We start from the raw sequence: 17348 nt of genomic DNA, 5'->3' as shown, positions 1-17348 counted from the left end.
TACGGCTGAACAGACCGGCCACATGACGGTAAAATCCATTCGTCGCTCGGTCGCGCGACAACATCTCACATCGTCAACAATGAAACGATCACTGACGGCCCTCACCGCCTCGATTCTCATCATTATCTCCACGGCATGCACGACTGCCGAGAAGCCGGCCGCCACCGGTGATACTGCACTACCCGCGCTACCTCACGATTCCCATTCGTATGCGCAGCCCGAAAAAGCTCGCGTCACGAACGTCTCGCTCGATCTGGCGCCGGATTTTGCGACGAAGCGGATCAGCGGGACGGCGCGCCTCACGATCCAACGCAGCCAGAGCGCGGACAGCATCATCCTCGACACGCGAGATCTCGACATCAAGAGCGTGACCGACGCGAAAGGCGGGGCCCTCGGCTTCAACCTCGGCGCGGGGAACTCATACATGGGCGCGCCGCTGGCCATCGCGCTGCCGGCGAGTGGCGACACGATCGTGGTCGAGTACCAGACGTCGCCAGCCGCCGCGGCGGTGCAGTGGCTTTCTCCCGCACAAACGGCGGGCGGCAAGGTTCCGTTCCTGTTCACGCAGGGAGAGGCGATCCTCACACGCACGTGGATTCCGACGCAGGACGGGCCGGGCATACGCCAGACTTACGACGCGACGGTCCATGTTCCCGCGGGAATGCGGGCGGTGATGGGCGCCAACCACGAGGGGATCGAAGGCGAGAAGGACGCAGAGGGCCGGACCGTTTTCCGCTTCCGGATGCCGTACCCGATTCCGCCGTATCTGATTGCGCTCGCGGTCGGCGACATTGCATTCCGTCCGATTGGAAAGACCACCGGTATCTACGCGGAGCCGTCGGTAGTGGACCGCGCCGCGAATGAATTCGCGGAGGTGGACAAGATGGTCGCCGCCGCCGGGAAGCTGTATGGCCCGTATCGCTGGGGGCGCTACGACATCCTCGTCCTTCCGCCGTCGTTCCCGTACGGGGGAATGGAGAATCCGATGCTGACGTTCGCGACACCTACCGTGCTGGCGGGTGACCGCTCGCTGGTCAGCCTGGTGGCGCACGAGCTGGCGCACTCATGGTCGGGCAACCTCGTCACGAACGCGACGTGGGACGACTTCTGGCTCAACGAGGGATTCACGACGTACATCGAGTCGCGCATCATGGAAGAGCTCCGCGGCAAGCCGTACGCCGACATGCTGCGCCAGCTCGGACGCCAGGACCTCGACGAGGCGATCAAGGAAGCAGGAGGACCGCAGAGCCCCGACACACGCCTTCATCTGGATCTCACGGCTCGCGACCCGGACGCTGGGACGACTGACATCGCCTACGAGAAGGGATCGGCGTTTCTTCAGACCGTCGAGTCGGTAGTTGGCCGGGAGCGACTCGACGTATTCCTGCGCGATTACTTCGATCACTTCGCATTCCAGCCGATGAGCGCCGAGCGGATGCTGGCGTTCATGAGGCAGAAGCTGCTATCACCGGACGAAGCGCAGCGTGTGAACGTGCAGGCATGGGTCTTCGACCCTGGCGTTCCGACGAACATTCCGCCGGTGAGATCCGAGGCGTTCGCCGCCGTCGAGAAGCAGGTGGACGTGTGGAAGGCGGGCGGTCCCGCCTCGGCGATTCAGACGGGCAAGTGGTCAACGCAGGAATGGCTGCATTTCCTGCGCGCCCTTCCCGACACGATTCCCGCGAGGCGGCTCGCCGAGCTGGACGGCGCGTTCAAGCTGTCGTCGAGCGGCAACAGCGAGATCATGTTCGCGTGGCTGAGAATCGCGATCGCCAACAGGTACCAGCCTGCGTTCCCGGCGCTCGAGAAGTATCTGACGTCACAGGGCCGGCGGAAGCTTGTCGCACCTCTCTACGCCGACCTGGCGAAGACCGATTGGGGCAAAGCGATGGCGATGAGCATTTATGGCCGCGCACGCCCGACGTATCACTCGGTGACGGTGGGCACAATAGACAAGACTCTCAAATGGACCGCCAAATGATGCGGAGGTAGCGGCGGCCTACTTCAGCGCGCGCGTGAGCGGAGCTCCGTCCAGCTTCTCGGAAGGCGTTACGCCGGTGATGCGCGCCAGAGTCGGTGCAATGTCCACCGTCCGCGCGAACTCCCCATAGCGGCCCGGTCTTATGCCGGTTCCGTAAAAAATGATGGGTACGTGGCTGTCTATGTCGTATGGCGAGCCGTGCGACGCGAGGGGCGCCGGTCCCCAGAGGCTGCCCGGCGTAAGCGTTGCCACCAGCTCGACGTTGCTGCCCGCCGGGAACTGGTGACTCCATCTGCGCGCGATCGGATCGCGCAGCGTGTCGGCGCCGATGAGATCGCGGAAGCGGTCTATGCGCTTGATGCCTGGAGTCTGCAAGGCGGCCGCCTCAAACGCCTTGATCACCGGGTCCGGATCCACTCGCGCGCGCTTGAACGCTTCACGATCCAGAAGCACGATCTGCTGATCAACGTCTATCGCACCCGTATCAACTTTCATCTCTCGCATCTTGTTGCGGGCGATCTCGAGCGCAAAGTCGAGCGAAGCGCGGGTGGGATGAGGCTTCACGTCGGCGGGAACCAGCTCGGGGATGGACGTGAATCCGTGGTCCGCGCTGAGCACGACTACCACACGGGACGGGTTGCGCATCCGGAACAGTGAGTCGAGCAGAATCCCGATGACCCGGTCGTTGCGTAGCACCTGATCGTGGGCCTCCCTGGAGTCGGGGCCGAGGCGGTGGTTGACCGCGTCGGTGGCGGAGAGCGACACCGCCAGCAGATCCGTTTGGGGACCCGCTCCAAGATTCAGCGCGTTCACTCCGTCGAGAGCGAAGGCGACGGTGAGCTCGTCAATGAAGGGGGTCGCCCGCACCCAGTTTGCAGCACTCTGCGGGTCGGCGGGTATCGGATGCGGAAATACGAAGTCATTGCCTCCGCCCTCGATGCTCACGCTGTCCCGCTCGTGATACGCCGAGTCGGGCAGTAGAGGCATCCAGTTCTTGCTCGCGTAGGTTTGCGGAAGCATCCGTTCGTTGAATCTGTTCACCCAGGCGGGAAGGGAATCGGCGTAGTAGCTGCTGGTGGTGAAATCACCATCGCCGGGATACCAGTACACCTGCTGCTTCGCGCGGCCGATGGGCAGTATCGCACCGCGGTCCTTGCTCGACACGGACAGGGCGCGCGAGCGGGCATCGGCGCTGTGCAGCCAATCGAAGAGCTCAGTCCCCTGAAATCTCGCGGGGGAAGCGCCCAGGCCGCCGGAAAAGCCGAGAAGTGGTGCGGCGGGGTCGGCGACCCCGACCCGATTCGCTGCGATGCCAGTGGATCTGGGGAACCGTCCCGACAACAGGCTGGCGTGCCCCGGCGCGGTCTCGGTTATTGCGTAGTCCTGGTGAGCGTTGGTGAACCAGGCTCCGCCACTCATCAGCCTCGCGAGGCCGCCGCTGAGCTGAGGTCCGAAGCGCTCGAGATTGCCGGCGCGAAATCCGTCTATGGTGATCATCAGCACGAGCGTCGGACGGGCCGCCGCCGCCCTCCCCTGAGGAGCCGGCGACTGCGCCAGGGCGCACGTCGCGGCCAGCACCACTCCGAGCAATCCCTGGGCTAGTCTGCGCATTCGGAGAATCTGGGAGCGGGGCGGAACCACGGCAACTATGGCGTGGGGCGCAAACGGACACGATTATTACGTAACCTTTCCAGGAGCCATTCAGGATGGCCGATAGGAGACCGGGAATTTTTTCGTCTCCGGCGACACGTGTTCTGGTGAAGGTCGCCGTCTATTACGTCGTTCTGATCGCGGTGGGCGCTCTCGTGCGGCGCGAGGCGAATATCTTTCCGAGCCTGGCCAGCTACGCCATCGAGCCGATCCTCGGAGTGGGTCCGGCTCTGGTCGCTGCGAATCGCGCACCGCTTGCGGTTGCTCCCGATCAGCTCGGCCTGACGGTCACTTTCATCGCGGCGATGGCTGGCGCCGTCCTGCTATCCCTGCCGGTGGCGTGGGTCTATCAGCTTACGAGGGCGAAGCGCGGTTATCAGCAGTCCGTCGTTCAGATGCTGATAATCCTCCCACTCGTGGTCTCTGGCGTCGTGGTGCTCGTGAAACACAGCCTGGCGCTCGCATTCAGTCTTGCCGGGATCGTTGCGGCCGTGCGCTTCCGGAATACGCTCGAGGACAGCAAGGACGCGGTATACGTGTTCCTCGCCACCGGCGTCGGGCTCGCGGCGGCCGTGGACATACCCGTCGCGCTCTCACTGTCGCTCCTCTTCAACGTGACGGTGCTCGCGCTCTGGTACACTGACTTCGGCAACTCCCCGGTCGAGCTCGAGGGAAGCATCGCCGCACGTCGCCTGAAGCGCGCCAGGCAGCTCGCAAGGACCGGCACCTTCGTCGCGCAGATAGACAACGAGGTGCTTCGGAACATGAGCCGTGAACAGCTCGAAGGGCTGGCACAGCGCGCTCTCAAGCGGGCGCACGACGACGGATCCAAGACGGACAGCGGAACGCCCCACGAGATCTGTATCCGACTGCGCACTCGCGACCCGGACCAGACGCGCCGAAGCTTCGAGCTCGTTCTCGGTGAATACGCAAAGGAGTGGCGTGCGGGGACGACAAAGACTGACGATGCGGGGGTCGCCACCATCGATTATTTCGTGCAGCCCAAGAAGGCGACGCTGCCTGACGAGATTCTCTCGCTCGCGCACACCGCCGGCGGGACAGCCCTCGTTGACGCGCAGATCAGATAGGAGGCAGCCATGGACATGAAGATCGCAGGCAGGTGGGCTCCGGTTGCGGGAGCGATTGCCCTGACGTTTGCGCTCGCGATGCCGGGCGGAGAGATCGTCGCGCAGGCGAAGAAGAAGGAGCCGAAGACCGAGGAGCAACTGAAAGCGGCCGTGGAAAAGGCGATCAGGCACTCGAAAGAAACGGAGGCATTCTTCTTCGCCGCCGAGCCGCTGCCGGTCACGCTGACCACCAACGTGAAGCGCATCCGCGGCGACAAGGGCGACAAGGCTCCGTGGCGTCCGGCCAGGATCTCCTTCACCGACGCATCAGGGAAAGTCGTCTCGCTCCCCACGGAGCTGAGAACCCGCGGAATATGGAGACTGAAGAACTGCGAGTTCCCGCCCCTCCGCGTCAACTTCAAGGCCGACTCCGCGAAGGGGACGATGTTCCAGGGCCTCGACAAGCCCAAGCTCGTCAACTACTGCCGCAACACCGACGACTACGAGCAGTTCATCATCCAGGAGCTGCAGCTCTACCGCATCTACAACCTTCTCACTCCCTTCGGCTACCGCGCGCGGCTTCTGCAGGTTACGTACACCGACAGCGCCAGCGGAAAGGTCATCGCCAGGCGGGCCGCGATTCTTCTCGAGGAGCCGGAGATGCTCGCCGCGAGAATGGGCGGACCGCGCGTCGAGGACAAGGGCGCGAAGGCCAGCGATCTCGAGCCTTATCACGACGCGCTCATCGGAATCTTCCAGTACTTCATCGGGAACACCGACTTCTCGATTGCCGGGCTCCACAACGTCGAGCTCGTGAGTCAGCCGGCCGGCGACATCATTCCGATTCCCTACGACTTCGATTTCTCGGGCGTGATCAACGCGCCGTACGCGACGGTTGACCCGAAGCTCTCGGTGCAGCGCGTCCGCGACCGGCTCTTCAGGGGCTATTGCGTCGAACCGGAGGCATGGGCAAAGGCCATCGCGAAGTTCAACGAACAGAAGGACGCCGTCTATGGGCTGTATCGCGATTCGATCGGAAAGCTGATCAAACAGAAAACGGTCGAGGAGACGCTCAAGTACTACGATGATTTTTTCCGCATCGTCAACGATTCCCGTCGCGCGAAACGAGAAATCGCTGAAGCCTGCGTGAAGACAAGTTGATTTCCCCGCAGTTCACATGAAGCGTCCGCTCCCCACCTTCCGGTACGAGGTCCGCTCGGCTCGCCATCTCGACGAGCTCGTCGCGTCTCCGCTGCCGCTGGGCATGGTGGCGGGCGATGCGAGACGGTCGCAGCATCGCGATCTCTACCTCGACACGTCGCACGATACGCTTCGCCGGCGCAACATCACCTGCCGGTTCCGGCTCCGCTCGGATGACACGCGAATCCTTTCCGTGCGGATCGGCTCCGCGGGATCGCCTTCCGAAGTGCGATTCGATTCGGCGGTACGTTCGGCGGAAGCCGGAGGTGCCGTTGCCGAGGCCACGGCGGCCGGCCGAAGACTCAGCGCGCTCATAGATCCGGCGCTGCTCGTCGTGCGCCTCGACATCGAGACAGAGCGCATCACGCGCATCGCCGATTTCGACTGGCTGCGCCGGCCACGCGTGGAGATCCACTACGATCGGTCGGTAATCCGGCGCAACGGCGCGTCGGGTACGATGTATCAGATGTGCGTGCACGCGCGACGCGGCGATGGGGCGACGACCGAGCGGCTCGCCACCGCGCTCGAGCAAACGCAGCAGCTCCGTCGCGAGAGCGGCGATTCTCGCGACCGCGCCGAGCTGATGCTGCGATGGAAGCAGGGCGGGGGGGTGGACGACAACGACCGCTCGCCGGAGGAAGCGTCGGGCGTCCACGCGGGCCCGCGAAGTCCGGGCAACCCGGTGGAGTTCCTGAATCCGGAGATTGGCCTGCTCGATTTCCAGGGCCGTGTGCTCGCGCTCGCCGAGAGCGCCGACACGCCACTGCGTGAGCGGCTCCGCTTCCTGTCCATCGTGAGCTCCAACATTGACGAGTTCTTCATGATCCGCATCGCCGGATTACGGAGAGCGGCCCGCGAGCAGAGCGAGGAGCAATGCGACGACGGCTTGAGCCGGACGGAGCAGCTTCGGCTCATTGCCGAGCGCATGTCGAACCTCGCGGAACGTCAGGCGCGGTGTGCCGAGGCCTGCCTGCGGGAGCTCGAGCCGTTCGGAGTACGGGTGGTGCGCTGGAAGTCTCTCGATGCCGCGCAGCGCGCCTCGCTGCGCGAGGAATGCCGCGAGGAGATCCATCCTGGCCTGACGCCGATGGCCATGACACTGAGTCCCGGCCATCCGCTGCCGCACCTGCCGCACCTGACCCTCGCGCTCGCGGTCGTTCAGCGGGACAATGTCACGCATCGGCTGCACCTCGCCGAGCTCGAGCTGCCGGCCGACAGTCCGCGGTTCCTGCCGGTGCCGGGGAGCAGCGGCGACTACATCGCGATCGAGGAGGTTGTCCGCTCCAACATCGACCTCCTCTATCCCGCGGGCGGCATCGAGGGAGTGTACGTGTTTCGTGTGACACGCGGCGGCGAGCTTTCGCTCGACGAGGAAAGCGCTGAGGATCTGATAGATGCCGTAGCCGACGCGACTGAGCGGCGGTCGAGCAATCCCGCCGTGCGCGTGGAAGTGGAGCGGGAGATGCCCGGATTCGTTCGCGATCTTCTGCTCGGCAACCTGCGCCGGGAGGATCCGGGGGCGTCAGTCGAGCTCGATGCCAGCGACATCCACGAGATAGACGGGCTCCTCGACCTGCGATGCCTCTCTGACCTCGAGCTTCCCGACAATCCGACGCTGCGCTATCCGCCATTCCAGCCGGCGGAGCCGCTGCCCGAGGGCCAATCGCTGCTCGATGCGCTTCGCGAAAGCGACATGCTGTTCCATCATCCGTTCGATTCGTTCGACGGTACCGTCGTTCGCTTCCTCCGCGAGGCGTCGGAAGACCCGGAGGTGACGACGATCAAGATCACGCTCTACCGGATCGGCAATTCATCGCCGGTCGTGGATGCGCTGATTGACGCCGCGCGTAATGGCAAGAAGGTGGTCGCGTTCGTGGAGCTGAAGGCGAGATTCGACGAGGGTCACAACGTGCGGTGGGCGCGGAAGCTGGAGAAGGCGGGCGGTCATGTAATCTCCGGCCTGGTGGGATACAAGAACCACGCGAAGGCCCTGCTGGTAGTGCGGCGCGAGAATGGAAAACTGCGCAGTTACGTCCACGTCGGTACCGGCAATTACAACAGCCGGTCGGGCATGGAGTACACCGATCTGAGTCTTTTCTCCTCGCGCGACGAGCTGACGGCGGACGTCGCCGATCTGTTCAATGCGCTCACCGGCGGCTCGCTTCCTCCAATGGGCCTGTCGCGCGGATCGCTGGTGGCGCCGCATCAGATGCCGGACAGCATCGTCGCGCTGATTGACCGCGAAGCGGCGCACGCGCGCGCGGGAAGACCGGCGAGGATCACCGCGAAGCTTAACGGGTTGTCCGACGCGGCGGTCGTGCGCGCATTGCTTCGCGCGTCCGCCGATGGTGCCATTGTGGAGCTGGCGTGCCGCGGGATATGCACACTTCGCCCGGGAGTACCGGGGCGATCCGACCGGGTGCGGGTGTCGTCGGTCGTCGGCCGTTTCCTCGAGCATTCCCGGATCTACCGATTCGAGAACGGCGGCTCGCCGATCTACTTCGTGGGGTCAGCCGACCTTCGGCACCGCAATCTTCGCCGGCGAGTGGAGCTTCTCGTTCGGGTCGTGGAGACGAAGCAACAGGAGGAGCTCGATCGGATTCTCGATCTTTACATCAACGATGCGACGGCCTGGGAGCTCGGCGCCGATGGCGCCTATGTGCAGCGCCGGGGCGGCACGCTGGGTGCGCAGGAAGCCCTGATGCATGGTGCGGTGTCTGCGCAAAGCGGCACATGACAGCGCTGAAATACCGTACCTCGCGAAAAACCGGGCTCAGTCTATCGGCTTGAGATTCTCCCCGCTGTGGGGCATGCCGAACGAGTTGAGTCTTTCGGGAGGCATGTACGCGTGATGCTGTTCGTTCCGCGTTTTTCGCGAGGCATGGTCCAGTCGAAGAACGTCATGTCCGTTCCCGGCGTCCCCACCGCATCCGCATAGAAGAGATGGTTGGCGGCGGCAGCCTGGTCCGGGAATTACATTGGATTGATTCTCGCGAAGCCTCTCACTGTCATTCAGCGACAGGAGCCATCATGTCCAGCATTCAACGCCTGAGGCCAGGCGTGGCCGTCATTGCCGCCACGATCATCGCCGCCGGCACGGCCGGCGCGCAAGCCGCGCCCGCCCCGGCTGCAGCGCCGGCTCCGGCGGCCGCTCCCGTTGCGTCCCCGCCACCGGCCGAGATCGAGATCGGACGCGTCGCGCCTGACTTCACGATTGAATGGGCCGGCTCGGCCGGAGTGCGCGCGAAGCCGGTGACGCTCAGCAAGTTTCGCGGCAAGGTCGTCGTGCTGGCATTCTATCCCGGCGATCGCACTTCGGGGTGCACCGCCGAGCTGACCAAGTTCAGGGACGAGTACACGAAGTTGTTCGGCTCGAACGTCGTGGTGCTTCCCATTTCGGTGGACAGCATCGCCAGCCACGTGTCGTGGGCGCAGGAAATGAAATTTCCGTTTGCATTGGGCTCGGATCCTCAGCTCACCGTCGCGAAGCAGTACGGATCGTGGAATCCCGGCAGGGCCTGGTCGAGCCGCACCGTGTTCGTCATCGGGAAGGACGGCCGCATCCTCTGGCGCAATCTCAGGTTCGGAGCGCTGAACGAGAACGCGTACACCGAGCTCGCGGCGGAGGTCGCGAAGGCGCAATAGGAATCCGGCGCCGCCCGATATTTTCTGCCTCGCTGCTCACAGGAAGATCCACGTGATCGGCTGTCAGGCCGTGTGACATCAACGGCTCATGCGCAATCGCCGGATTTGCTTCGAACAATCTGGCCCGGTATTCGCTCCTGAGCATCCAATCCGATCGGCATGGCCGGCGTCGATTGCTTGCCACGTTCGGCGAACGCCTGCAAGGTGCCGATATTACCCCAATTTCCCGGGCGGCCTTGACCCGGGGCAAGGGCCCACATCATGTCCCGACCCGACCCGACCCGACCCGACCCGACCTCCGCGCATCGGAGGAAGAGACACAAGCATGGTACGCCGAGTACTACTACTCAAAACTGGGACGCGATAGAAACGACCTTCTGACGAATCCGGAAGTTTTGTTTCAGTCTATCGCTTTCGACGTTGCGAACACGCGAGCGTTGCGGCGGATACCAGTCGATCGTGAATCTGCACGAGTTCTCGATGTAGGCTGCGGGGGCGGGACCAGCTTGCTGACCTTTCTGAAACTCGGGTTTCGCGCAGCCAACCTGACAGGGGTGGATATCAACTCCGCACGTATCCACCAAGGCAGGATGGACCTTCCGGGTATCGATCTGCGATGCGAAACCGCAGATCGAATGAGCTTCGCATCAGGCAGCTTCGACATCGTGTTCGAATCGACGATGTTCGTGCAGCTTACTGACGAGCGTGTAGCGGGGAGCATCGCCCTCGAAATGCTTCGAGTTACGAAGCCAGGCGGCCATTTGGTACTGGTAGATTGGCGCTACTCGAAGCCAGGCAGCCGGGATTACCTCGGAATGTCAACAAGTCGCATCGCGAAACTGTTTGATGTGGGAGGCACTACTCAGGTGGTTGTCAGTGAAAACGGTGCACTCGTCCCTCCGATAGGGCGCAGAATATCGCAGTACTGTTCTCCGCTATATTTCCCGGTCCAGAAGCTGTTTCCGTTTATGGTTGGTCAGAGAACCACCGTCTTGAAAAAGCGGTCCCACTTGCCTGGCAAAAATGATCGGCCCTTGCGGATTGAGAAGCGATAAGCAGTGCGCCCCGAGGCGACGGTGAGACAATCGGTCAAACGGTCTGGCGGTATTCGTCGCCATCTCGCCTCGGACAACTGGTCCGGCGTTCATCCCGAGGTCCTCGCCGCCGTCACCGCGGTCAACTCCGGCCATGTCCCGTCATACGGACACGACCCGTACACCGCCGCGACGACCGCAAAGCTGAGAGAGGAGTTCGGCGACAGCGCGCAGATCTTCTTCGTCTTCAGCGGCACCGCCGCCAATGTGCTCAGTCTCCAGACGCTCGCGCTGCCGTTCAATACCGTCATCTGCGCCGAGTCGGCTCACATCTACACCTCGGAGTGCGGCGCCCCCGAAAAGCAAGTCGGGTGCAAGCTGTCGCCGGTGCCGACCACCGATGGAAAGATCGATCGCGACGGAATCGCGCGGCATCTCCACGACTTCGGTAATGACCATCACGTACAGCCGAGCGCCGTGTCCATCTCGCAGGCCACCGAGTACGGGACGATTTATGCTCCGAGCGAGGTCGAGGTGATCGCAGCGTTCGTCCATGAGCACGGCCTTCGACTGCACATGGACGGAGCGCGCCTCGCGAACGCGGCGGCGACTCTCGGTACTTCATTGCGCGCGATATCGGGCGATGCGGGCGTTGACGTGCTGTCGTTCGGCGGCACGAAGAACGGGATGATCGCCGGCGAAGCGGTCGTCTTCTTCGACCCCGAGCTGGCGCGCAACTTCGCGTATCGCCGGATGCAGGGAATGCAGCTGTCGTCGAAGATGCGGTTCGTCGCCGCGCAGTTCGACGCACTCCTCACCGATCGTCTGTGGCTCCGCAGCGCCACGCACGCGAATCGCATGGCCGCGCTGCTCGGCCGCGGCCTGGCCGGAATGCACGGATGTCGCGTGACGCAGCTGGTGCAGGCGAACGAGGTGTTCGCCGTCGTTCCGCACGAGCATGTCGCGGCGCTCCAGGATGTCTGCTTCTTCCACATCTGGGACGAGGCGACGTCCGAGGCACGATTCGTGACCTCCTTCGACACCACGGAGGAGGACGTGAACGGCTTTCTCGAAGCCGCCCGGAGGATCCTCGGCGGATAACCCGCGGACGGCTCACCCACAGGAGGCAGGATGGATCTCAAGACTGCGAAGGTGCTCGTTACCGGAGGTAGTTCGGGCATCGGCTACGCGACAGCACAGCTTCTGAGAGATCGCGGCGCTGCGGTTGCGATCTGCGGGCGGAAGGCTGATGCGCTCGATGAAGCCGCGGCGGAGCTGGGTGCCCTGGGCATAGTCGCCGATGTTTCCAGGGAAGAAGACGTGACACGGATGGTCGAGCGCGTGGTCTCGGAGCTGGGCGGCTACAACGTCCTCGTCAACAACGCCGGCTTCGGATACTGGGCTCCGCTGGTCGAAACCACCGCGCACGATTTCCGCCGCGTGTGGGAGACCAACGTGCTCGGCGCCATGCTGGTTGCGCGCGAATCGGCGAAGCACTTCGTGTCGCGGAACACCGGCAATATCGTCAACATCGCCTCGACGTCGGGGCAGAAGGGCTCAGCCAGAGGAACGACCTACGTCGCGACCAAGTTCGCCGTCAGCGGGATGACCGAGTGCTGGCGCGCCGAGCTGCGGAAGTACAACATCCGCGTGATGCAGGTGAATCCGAGCGAAGTGCAGACGAACTTCTTCGCAGCCGCCCGCCCCCCGCGCGCGACGAATCCCACGAAGCTCGAGGGCGAGGACATCGCGCACACGATCTGCTCGATGCTCGAGATGTCCGACCGTGGGTTCATCACCGAAGCGACGGTCTGGGCTACAAATCCGCGGGACTGACTTCGATTCAACCTGACGAACCTTCCGTCATAGTGGCAGGCCAGGCGCGGAACTAAAGCTGGAACCTCGCCGAAGCGGTGCGAACTATGACATCGGCCGCGCCGGCGATGCCGAGCCACTCTGTGTTGACCGACAGGTGGTAGTTGGCATGGTCGCGCCACGCGCGATTCCAGTGTTTGCGCACCCACTGTTCGCGATGCGTGTTTGTCTCATCAACGAGCTTTGCGGCCGCAGCTTCGTCGATCCCGTCGCGCATCATTGACCGCGCGATCAGCGCCGACCTCGGCGCGTAGCAGAAGACGTGCAGGGCGTCGGTGCGCTCGGCGAGCATCGCCTGCGCTCCGCGGCCGACGACGACGAGCGGGCCGCGCGCGATCGCTTCCTCCACGATGTGGCGCGTCATGTCCACCAGCTGCTCGTCCGTTGGCGGCCGCCTGGCGGCGGACAGCGGCGACAGCCACTCCTGTGAGCCGAGGGCCATCGTGTCAACCAGCCGCTCGACGAGCGATGGCAGTCGTTCTTCACGCGCCGCCACTTCGGACGGCGTGATTCCCAGTCGCGCCGCGACTGCGTCTACAACCGCGTTGTCGAGAAGCGACCACCCCAGCTCCTTCGCTACGCGGGCAGCGACCTCCGACCCGCCCGACCCGTAAAGACGGGAGATGGTGACGATCGGCATTCAGTCCTGGTATGGGCGGCGGCGCTTCTCTTCGTGCGACCGTCCGTACAATCCCGCATCGTTGCGCGAGATTTTTCTTCGCGCGACAAGCGATTCGAGGATCAGCTCGCATGCCGCCGCGACCACCGGGATGTCGCTCTTCTCCGCGAGGGCCGTCATGTCCACGAGTCCGAGAAGACTGGGAACCGTGCGGAACCCGTCCACGGCGGCGTCGGCGGTGACGTCGTCATTCACCTGCAGCGCGCCACCGCCATCGAACCACATGATGACCTCATCGGCGTTGACTCCGCCGGTGCGCCCGTAGAAAGTGGCATCGGCTGCGCGGCGGATCAGCTCGCGCGCGATGTTGCGGCCGCCGACGAGCTCGCCCTCGTACTCGAGCTCGATCTTTCCAGTGATAGCCGGCAGCGCGGCGTAGATGTCGCCGATCCGCGGCACGATCTCGTCCTCGCCGGTGACGAGCGCGCGGCGCTCCGCGTTGGAAACGATATTCTCCATCACCGCGATGGGCATTCGCTGCGATACGCCCGAGCGCTTGTCTATCCGCTTGTCTTCGCGCGCCTCGAACGCAATTCTCTCCACCACCTCGGCGATGAAACCCGGAACCCGCACCGGCCGTCCACCGCGGTTCGTCCACGCCTCCTGGCTGGTGATCTCCATTCCGGTTTCCACCGACTCGGGATAGTGGGTCTGGATCTCACTCCCAATGCGGTCCTTGAGCGGGGTGATGATCTTGCCGCGCGCCGTGTAGTCCTCGGGATTCGCCGTGAAGCAAAGCAGCACGTCGAGAGCGAGGCGAACCGGATAGCCTTTGATCTGGACGTCGCCTTCCTGCATGATGTTGAAGAGGCTCACCTGCACCTTGCCGGCGAGGTCCGGCAACTCGTTGAGCGCGAAGATTCCGCGGTTGGCGCGAGGGAGCATGCCGTAGTGGATAGTCAGCTCGTCCGACAGAATATGCCCGCCACGCGCCGCCTTGATCGGGTCCACGTCGCCGATTATGTCGGCGACCGTCACGTCAGGAGTCGCGAGCTTTTCGACGAACCGGCTGTCGCGCCCGATCCACGCGATCGGTGTCGCATCGCCGCACTCCTCGAGCATGTTGCGCGCGTACTTCGAGATCGGGGCGAACGGATTGTCGTTCACCTCACTGCCGGCGACGATCGGAATCGCGTCGTCGAGCAGTGTCGTGAGAGCTCGAAGGATACGCGATTTGGCCTGCCCGCGGAGACCGAGAAGGATGAGATTATGGCGCGACAGAAGGGCGTTCACGATCTGCGGCATGACCGTGTCTTCGTAGCCGACGACGCCCTCGAAAAGGGGCCCGCCCCTCGCGATTCTGGTGAGGAGATTGGCTCTCACCTCGTCCTTGACCGAACGGAGAGAGCGATCGGGGTTGCCCCAGGGGGACCGCTTCAGGGCTCCAAATGTTTCCGGGAATTGCGACGACAATTTGTTCTCCCGACTGCCACGTAGAGGAACGGGTTAATCTAGCGCCCGGGGGTAGGGCCTACTATTGGGCCGGGTACCCCTCGGCCGGCCGCGAGTGCGGGGGCCGGAAACTCTCTCACTCCGCTAGCCTGTTCCTCTTGACACTCACGCAGTACACGGTAACTTTTTGGCCGCGCCATCAACGAGCATCGCGACAGCATGCACGGACCGGCGTTTAATCACGTTGGCCCCTCTCTATTGGAGATTTACACATGAAGCGCCTCGCCCTCGTCGCCGCTGTTCTCGCTCTTGTCGCCTGCACCAAGAAGGATGAAGCTCCGGTTGATACCGGCGCCGCCATGGCCCCGGCTCCGGCCGCCATGGATACTGGCATGAAGATGATGGACTCGACGGCTATGATGGATACGACCACCAAAGCCGACACGACCAAGAAGTAAGCTTCTTCGAGTCGTAAAGGAGAAAGGCGCGACTAACCAGTCGCGTCTTTCTCTTGTGCGGCAATCTGCACGGTGCATTCGCCACCGTCCCACCGTGCATGCAGCGTCGTACCCGGCGCGACTTCGCGCCTGACCATCGCCAGCGCGACGCCTCCGTGACGCGGCGACATCGCCACGCTCCGCACGTCCCCCACCACATTTCCGGCGTCGTCCACCAGCTCCGCGTTGGTAGGCGGAATCGCCGCGCTCACGAAATGCAGCCGCCGCAGGAAACGGTTGACATGCCCGCGGAAATGCACGCGAGCGACGGTCTCCTGTCCGGTGTAGCACCCCTTCGTGTACGAGATCGCGCCAAGTGCGTCGAAGTTCGCCTCCTGAGGGATAGTCGCGTCGTTCATGTCTATCCCCCACTCCGGGCGGCCCGCTTCGATGCGCGCGATATCCCACGCCTGCGCCGAGCCCGGTATCGCGCCCGCTGAAAAGAGCTTCTCGCGAAGCGGCTGCTCGCTCGCGGCAGGCCCGATGATCTCGTAGCCCTCCGCGTCTATCTCAGCGACCCTTATCACCTTGGCCTTGCCACCGGGCAAATCCACGGTGACATGCGCATAAGGATGCAACGCCTCGAGCGCCGCTTCGTCGGCGCCCGTCGCGATCGCGACGACACGCCTGGACTTCGGGCCGAACACACCGATGTCGAGGGTCTCCGCGGTAACGTCACGATACGGTGCGATGCGCGGGTTGATGTACTTCGTCACGATGTCGCGCCAGCCGGTCGAAGCGCGCGCCGACGTGTCGGTGAGAAGCCCCTCGTCGTCGGCGAAGATGCGGACGTCTGCGGCGATCTTGCCCTTTGGCGTGAGCGCGGCGGCATACTGGCCGTGGCCGGCCACGAGGGACAGAACGTCGTTGGTCACGAGCCCGGTGAGAAGCTCCGCCGCACGCTGACCGCCAAACCTTATGCGGACGCGGTCGCTGCGATCGACCAGCAAAGCGCCGGAGCACAGTGCCGCGTATTCGCTCGCATCGGACATATCTGCAATTAAACCGGGGCTTCCAGTGAATGCTACTGCTGGCCGCCGGCGTAGGAGGCGTCGAGCAGATCCACCGGATGAATCGCGCGCGCCTTCGATCCGCTGCGCATGAGACCCGCCCCGATCTGCATCAGGCAACCCGGATTTCCCGTGGCCACGAACGACGCGCCCGTGTCAGCGATGTTGGCGAGCTTCGGCGTCAGCACGGCGTCTGAAGTCTCAGGCTCGATGAGGTTGTAGATCCCGGCGCTACCGCAACAGTTCTCCGAGTCGCGAAGCGGAACCAGCTCGAGTCCGGGAATGGCGCCGAGCACGGCGAGCGGCTCGGTCACGACGCGCTGCGCGTGCACGAGGTGGCAGGGTGCGTCGTACGTGACACGAAGCGGCAGCCGGCTGCCCGGTAGCGGACCGGCCGCGGCGAGCAGCTCGCTCACGTCGCGAACTTGCGCGCTCATCGCCGCCGCTCGCTCGCTCCACTCCGGATCGTCGTGCAGAAGATGGCCGTACTCCTTCATCATCGCGCCGCAGCCGGCGGCGTTCACCGCGATATGCTCCGACGGAGACTTCTCGAACGCCGCGATGTTTCTTCGCGCAAGCGCACGAGCCGCCTCGAGATCACCGGCGTGAGCGTGCAGTGCGCCACAGCATCCCTGTCCCGGCACATCCACAGTGCGATACCCATTGCGCCTCAGCACCCGCTCAGTGGCGCGGTTGGTCTCCGTGAACAACCCCTCCATCACGCAGCCGAGGAGCACGCCGGTCGTGCCGCGATCGCCGGTGTTCGGCGCGGGATACGGGTCGCGCTCGAGAGGTGATCCCGCCGACGCGAGCATCGCCATGCCGAAGCCCATCCGCCCGCTCGTGCGCGCGAGAATCGTCGGGATGGGAGAGGCGGCAAGCAGCCGTGATCCGAACATCGCCGCCTTGAGCAGCAGCGGATGCACGAAGACGAAGAGTATGAGCCGCGCGACGAATGGCAGCCTCCGCGCTTCTCTCAGCGTCGCCCGCGCCGCCTCCAGGAGCTGACCATACGGAACTCCGGAAGGACAGGCGGGCTCGCACGCTCTGCATCCCAGGCACCGGTCAATATGCGCGTGAACGGACGCGTCGTGCGGCGAAACTGTCCCCTCGAGCAGCGATCGCATGAGGAAAATACGGCCCCGCGGGCTCTCGTTCTCGTCCTCGAGCGTGAGATACGTCGGACACGCCTGCAGGCAGAAGCCACAGTGAACGCACGCGTTGATCCCCGGAAGCGCGGCCGCAAGCGGCGTGTTCGGGAGCGCGCACGCGGGTATCGCGTCCGCGGGAGTCGAATCTTCTTCAGTGACGGACAAGG

14 protein-coding genes are annotated in these 17348 nt (G+C 64.0%); 9 read left to right on the top strand and 5 right to left on the bottom strand.

Features of this window, described 5'->3' with window-relative positions; genetic code table 11:
- Positions 1-79 precede the first annotated feature (79 nt).
- Entirely contained in the window at positions 80-1981 is a 1902-nt protein-coding gene (locus tag Q7S20_05640) for a M1 family metallopeptidase (protein MDO8501304.1), read from the top strand.
- A gap of 18 nt (positions 1982-1999) precedes the next feature.
- On the opposite strand, the gene Q7S20_05635 is transcribed toward Q7S20_05640, so the two are convergent.
- Complete coding sequence (locus tag Q7S20_05635; GenBank protein MDO8501303.1) at positions 2000-3592, bottom strand: alkaline phosphatase family protein; 1593 nt, start codon at positions 3590-3592, stop codon at positions 2000-2002.
- 95 nt (positions 3593-3687) lie between these two features.
- Here Q7S20_05635 and Q7S20_05630 point away from each other — a divergent pair, with 95 nt between their 5' ends.
- The 7 genes from Q7S20_05630 (at position 3688) to Q7S20_05600 (ending at position 12413) form a co-directional block, all read left to right on the top strand.
- Positions 3688-4719 carry a DUF4956 domain-containing protein gene (locus tag Q7S20_05630; GenBank protein MDO8501302.1) on the top strand — a complete coding sequence of 344 codons (1032 nt, stop codon included), beginning with the start codon at positions 3688-3690 and terminating at the stop codon, positions 4717-4719.
- A gap of 9 nt (positions 4720-4728) precedes the next feature.
- Positions 4729-5859, top strand: a complete 1131-nt coding sequence (locus Q7S20_05625) for a hypothetical protein (GenBank protein MDO8501301.1) — start codon at positions 4729-4731, stop codon at positions 5857-5859.
- Between the two features lie 16 nt (positions 5860-5875).
- Positions 5876-8635, top strand: a complete 2760-nt coding sequence (ppk1, locus tag Q7S20_05620; protein ID MDO8501300.1) for a polyphosphate kinase 1 — start codon at positions 5876-5878, stop codon at positions 8633-8635.
- Positions 8636-8928: 293 nt separating this feature from the next.
- Complete coding sequence (locus Q7S20_05615; protein MDO8501299.1) at positions 8929-9543, top strand: peroxiredoxin; 615 nt, start codon at positions 8929-8931, stop codon at positions 9541-9543.
- 173 nt (positions 9544-9716) lie between these two features.
- Positions 9717-10598: a class I SAM-dependent methyltransferase gene (locus tag Q7S20_05610; GenBank protein MDO8501298.1), complete on the top strand. Its 882-nt coding sequence runs from the start codon at positions 9717-9719 to the stop codon at positions 10596-10598.
- A 21-nt stretch (positions 10599-10619) separates the two neighbouring features.
- Positions 10620-11678, top strand: a complete 1059-nt coding sequence (locus tag Q7S20_05605; GenBank protein MDO8501297.1) for a low specificity L-threonine aldolase — start codon at positions 10620-10622, stop codon at positions 11676-11678.
- A gap of 30 nt (positions 11679-11708) precedes the next feature.
- Complete coding sequence (locus Q7S20_05600) at positions 11709-12413, top strand: SDR family oxidoreductase (protein ID MDO8501296.1); 705 nt, start codon at positions 11709-11711, stop codon at positions 12411-12413.
- A 52-nt stretch (positions 12414-12465) separates the two neighbouring features.
- Here the strand turns inward: Q7S20_05600 and Q7S20_05595 are convergent, their stop codons facing one another.
- Both Q7S20_05595 and Q7S20_05590 read right to left on the bottom strand, forming a co-directional pair.
- Positions 12466-13092, bottom strand: a complete 627-nt coding sequence (locus Q7S20_05595; GenBank protein ID MDO8501295.1) for a cytidylate kinase-like family protein — start codon at positions 13090-13092, stop codon at positions 12466-12468.
- On the bottom strand, positions 13093-14544 hold the full coding sequence (locus Q7S20_05590) for a sigma 54-interacting transcriptional regulator (protein ID MDO8501294.1): 1452 nt from the start codon (positions 14542-14544) through the stop codon (positions 13093-13095).
- Between the two features lie 251 nt (positions 14545-14795).
- Between Q7S20_05590 and Q7S20_05585 the strand changes: the two genes are divergently transcribed.
- Complete coding sequence (locus Q7S20_05585; protein MDO8501293.1) at positions 14796-14981, top strand: hypothetical protein; 186 nt, start codon at positions 14796-14798, stop codon at positions 14979-14981.
- A gap of 32 nt (positions 14982-15013) precedes the next feature.
- Here the strand turns inward: Q7S20_05585 and Q7S20_05580 are convergent, their stop codons facing one another.
- Both Q7S20_05580 and Q7S20_05575 read right to left on the bottom strand, forming a co-directional pair.
- On the bottom strand, positions 15014-16012 hold the full coding sequence (locus Q7S20_05580; GenBank protein MDO8501292.1) for a glycine cleavage T C-terminal barrel domain-containing protein: 999 nt from the start codon (positions 16010-16012) through the stop codon (positions 15014-15016).
- A gap of 32 nt (positions 16013-16044) precedes the next feature.
- Positions 16045-17346, bottom strand: a complete 1302-nt coding sequence (locus Q7S20_05575; protein ID MDO8501291.1) for a heterodisulfide reductase-related iron-sulfur binding cluster — start codon at positions 17344-17346, stop codon at positions 16045-16047.
- Positions 17347-17348: the final 2 nt, after the last annotated feature.

Source organism: Gemmatimonadaceae bacterium, from assembly GCA_030647905.1.
Classification (GTDB): domain Bacteria; phylum Gemmatimonadota; class Gemmatimonadetes; order Gemmatimonadales; family Gemmatimonadaceae; genus UBA4720.
Note: the sequence above shows the minus strand (reverse complement) of the source record. Positions and strands in the feature narration are given on the sequence as shown.

Coding starts and splice junctions, on each gene's coding strand:
- Q7S20_05640 (MDO8501304.1), top strand. CDS start 80: ATGAAACGATCACTGACGGCCCTCACCGCCTCGATTCTCATCATTATC.
- Q7S20_05635 (MDO8501303.1), bottom strand. CDS start 3,592: ATGCGCAGACTAGCCCAGGGATTGCTCGGAGTGGTGCTGGCCGCGACG.
- Q7S20_05630 (MDO8501302.1), top strand. CDS start 3,688: ATGGCCGATAGGAGACCGGGAATTTTTTCGTCTCCGGCGACACGTGTT.
- Q7S20_05625 (MDO8501301.1), top strand. CDS start 4,729: ATGGACATGAAGATCGCAGGCAGGTGGGCTCCGGTTGCGGGAGCGATT.
- ppk1 (MDO8501300.1), top strand. CDS start 5,876: ATGAAGCGTCCGCTCCCCACCTTCCGGTACGAGGTCCGCTCGGCTCGC.
- Q7S20_05615 (MDO8501299.1), top strand. CDS start 8,929: ATGTCCAGCATTCAACGCCTGAGGCCAGGCGTGGCCGTCATTGCCGCC.
- Q7S20_05600 (MDO8501296.1), top strand. CDS start 11,709: ATGGATCTCAAGACTGCGAAGGTGCTCGTTACCGGAGGTAGTTCGGGC.
- Q7S20_05595 (MDO8501295.1), bottom strand. CDS start 13,092: ATGCCGATCGTCACCATCTCCCGTCTTTACGGGTCGGGCGGGTCGGAG.
- Q7S20_05585 (MDO8501293.1), top strand. CDS start 14,796: ATGAAGCGCCTCGCCCTCGTCGCCGCTGTTCTCGCTCTTGTCGCCTGC.
- Q7S20_05580 (MDO8501292.1), bottom strand. CDS start 16,012: ATGTCCGATGCGAGCGAATACGCGGCACTGTGCTCCGGCGCTTTGCTG.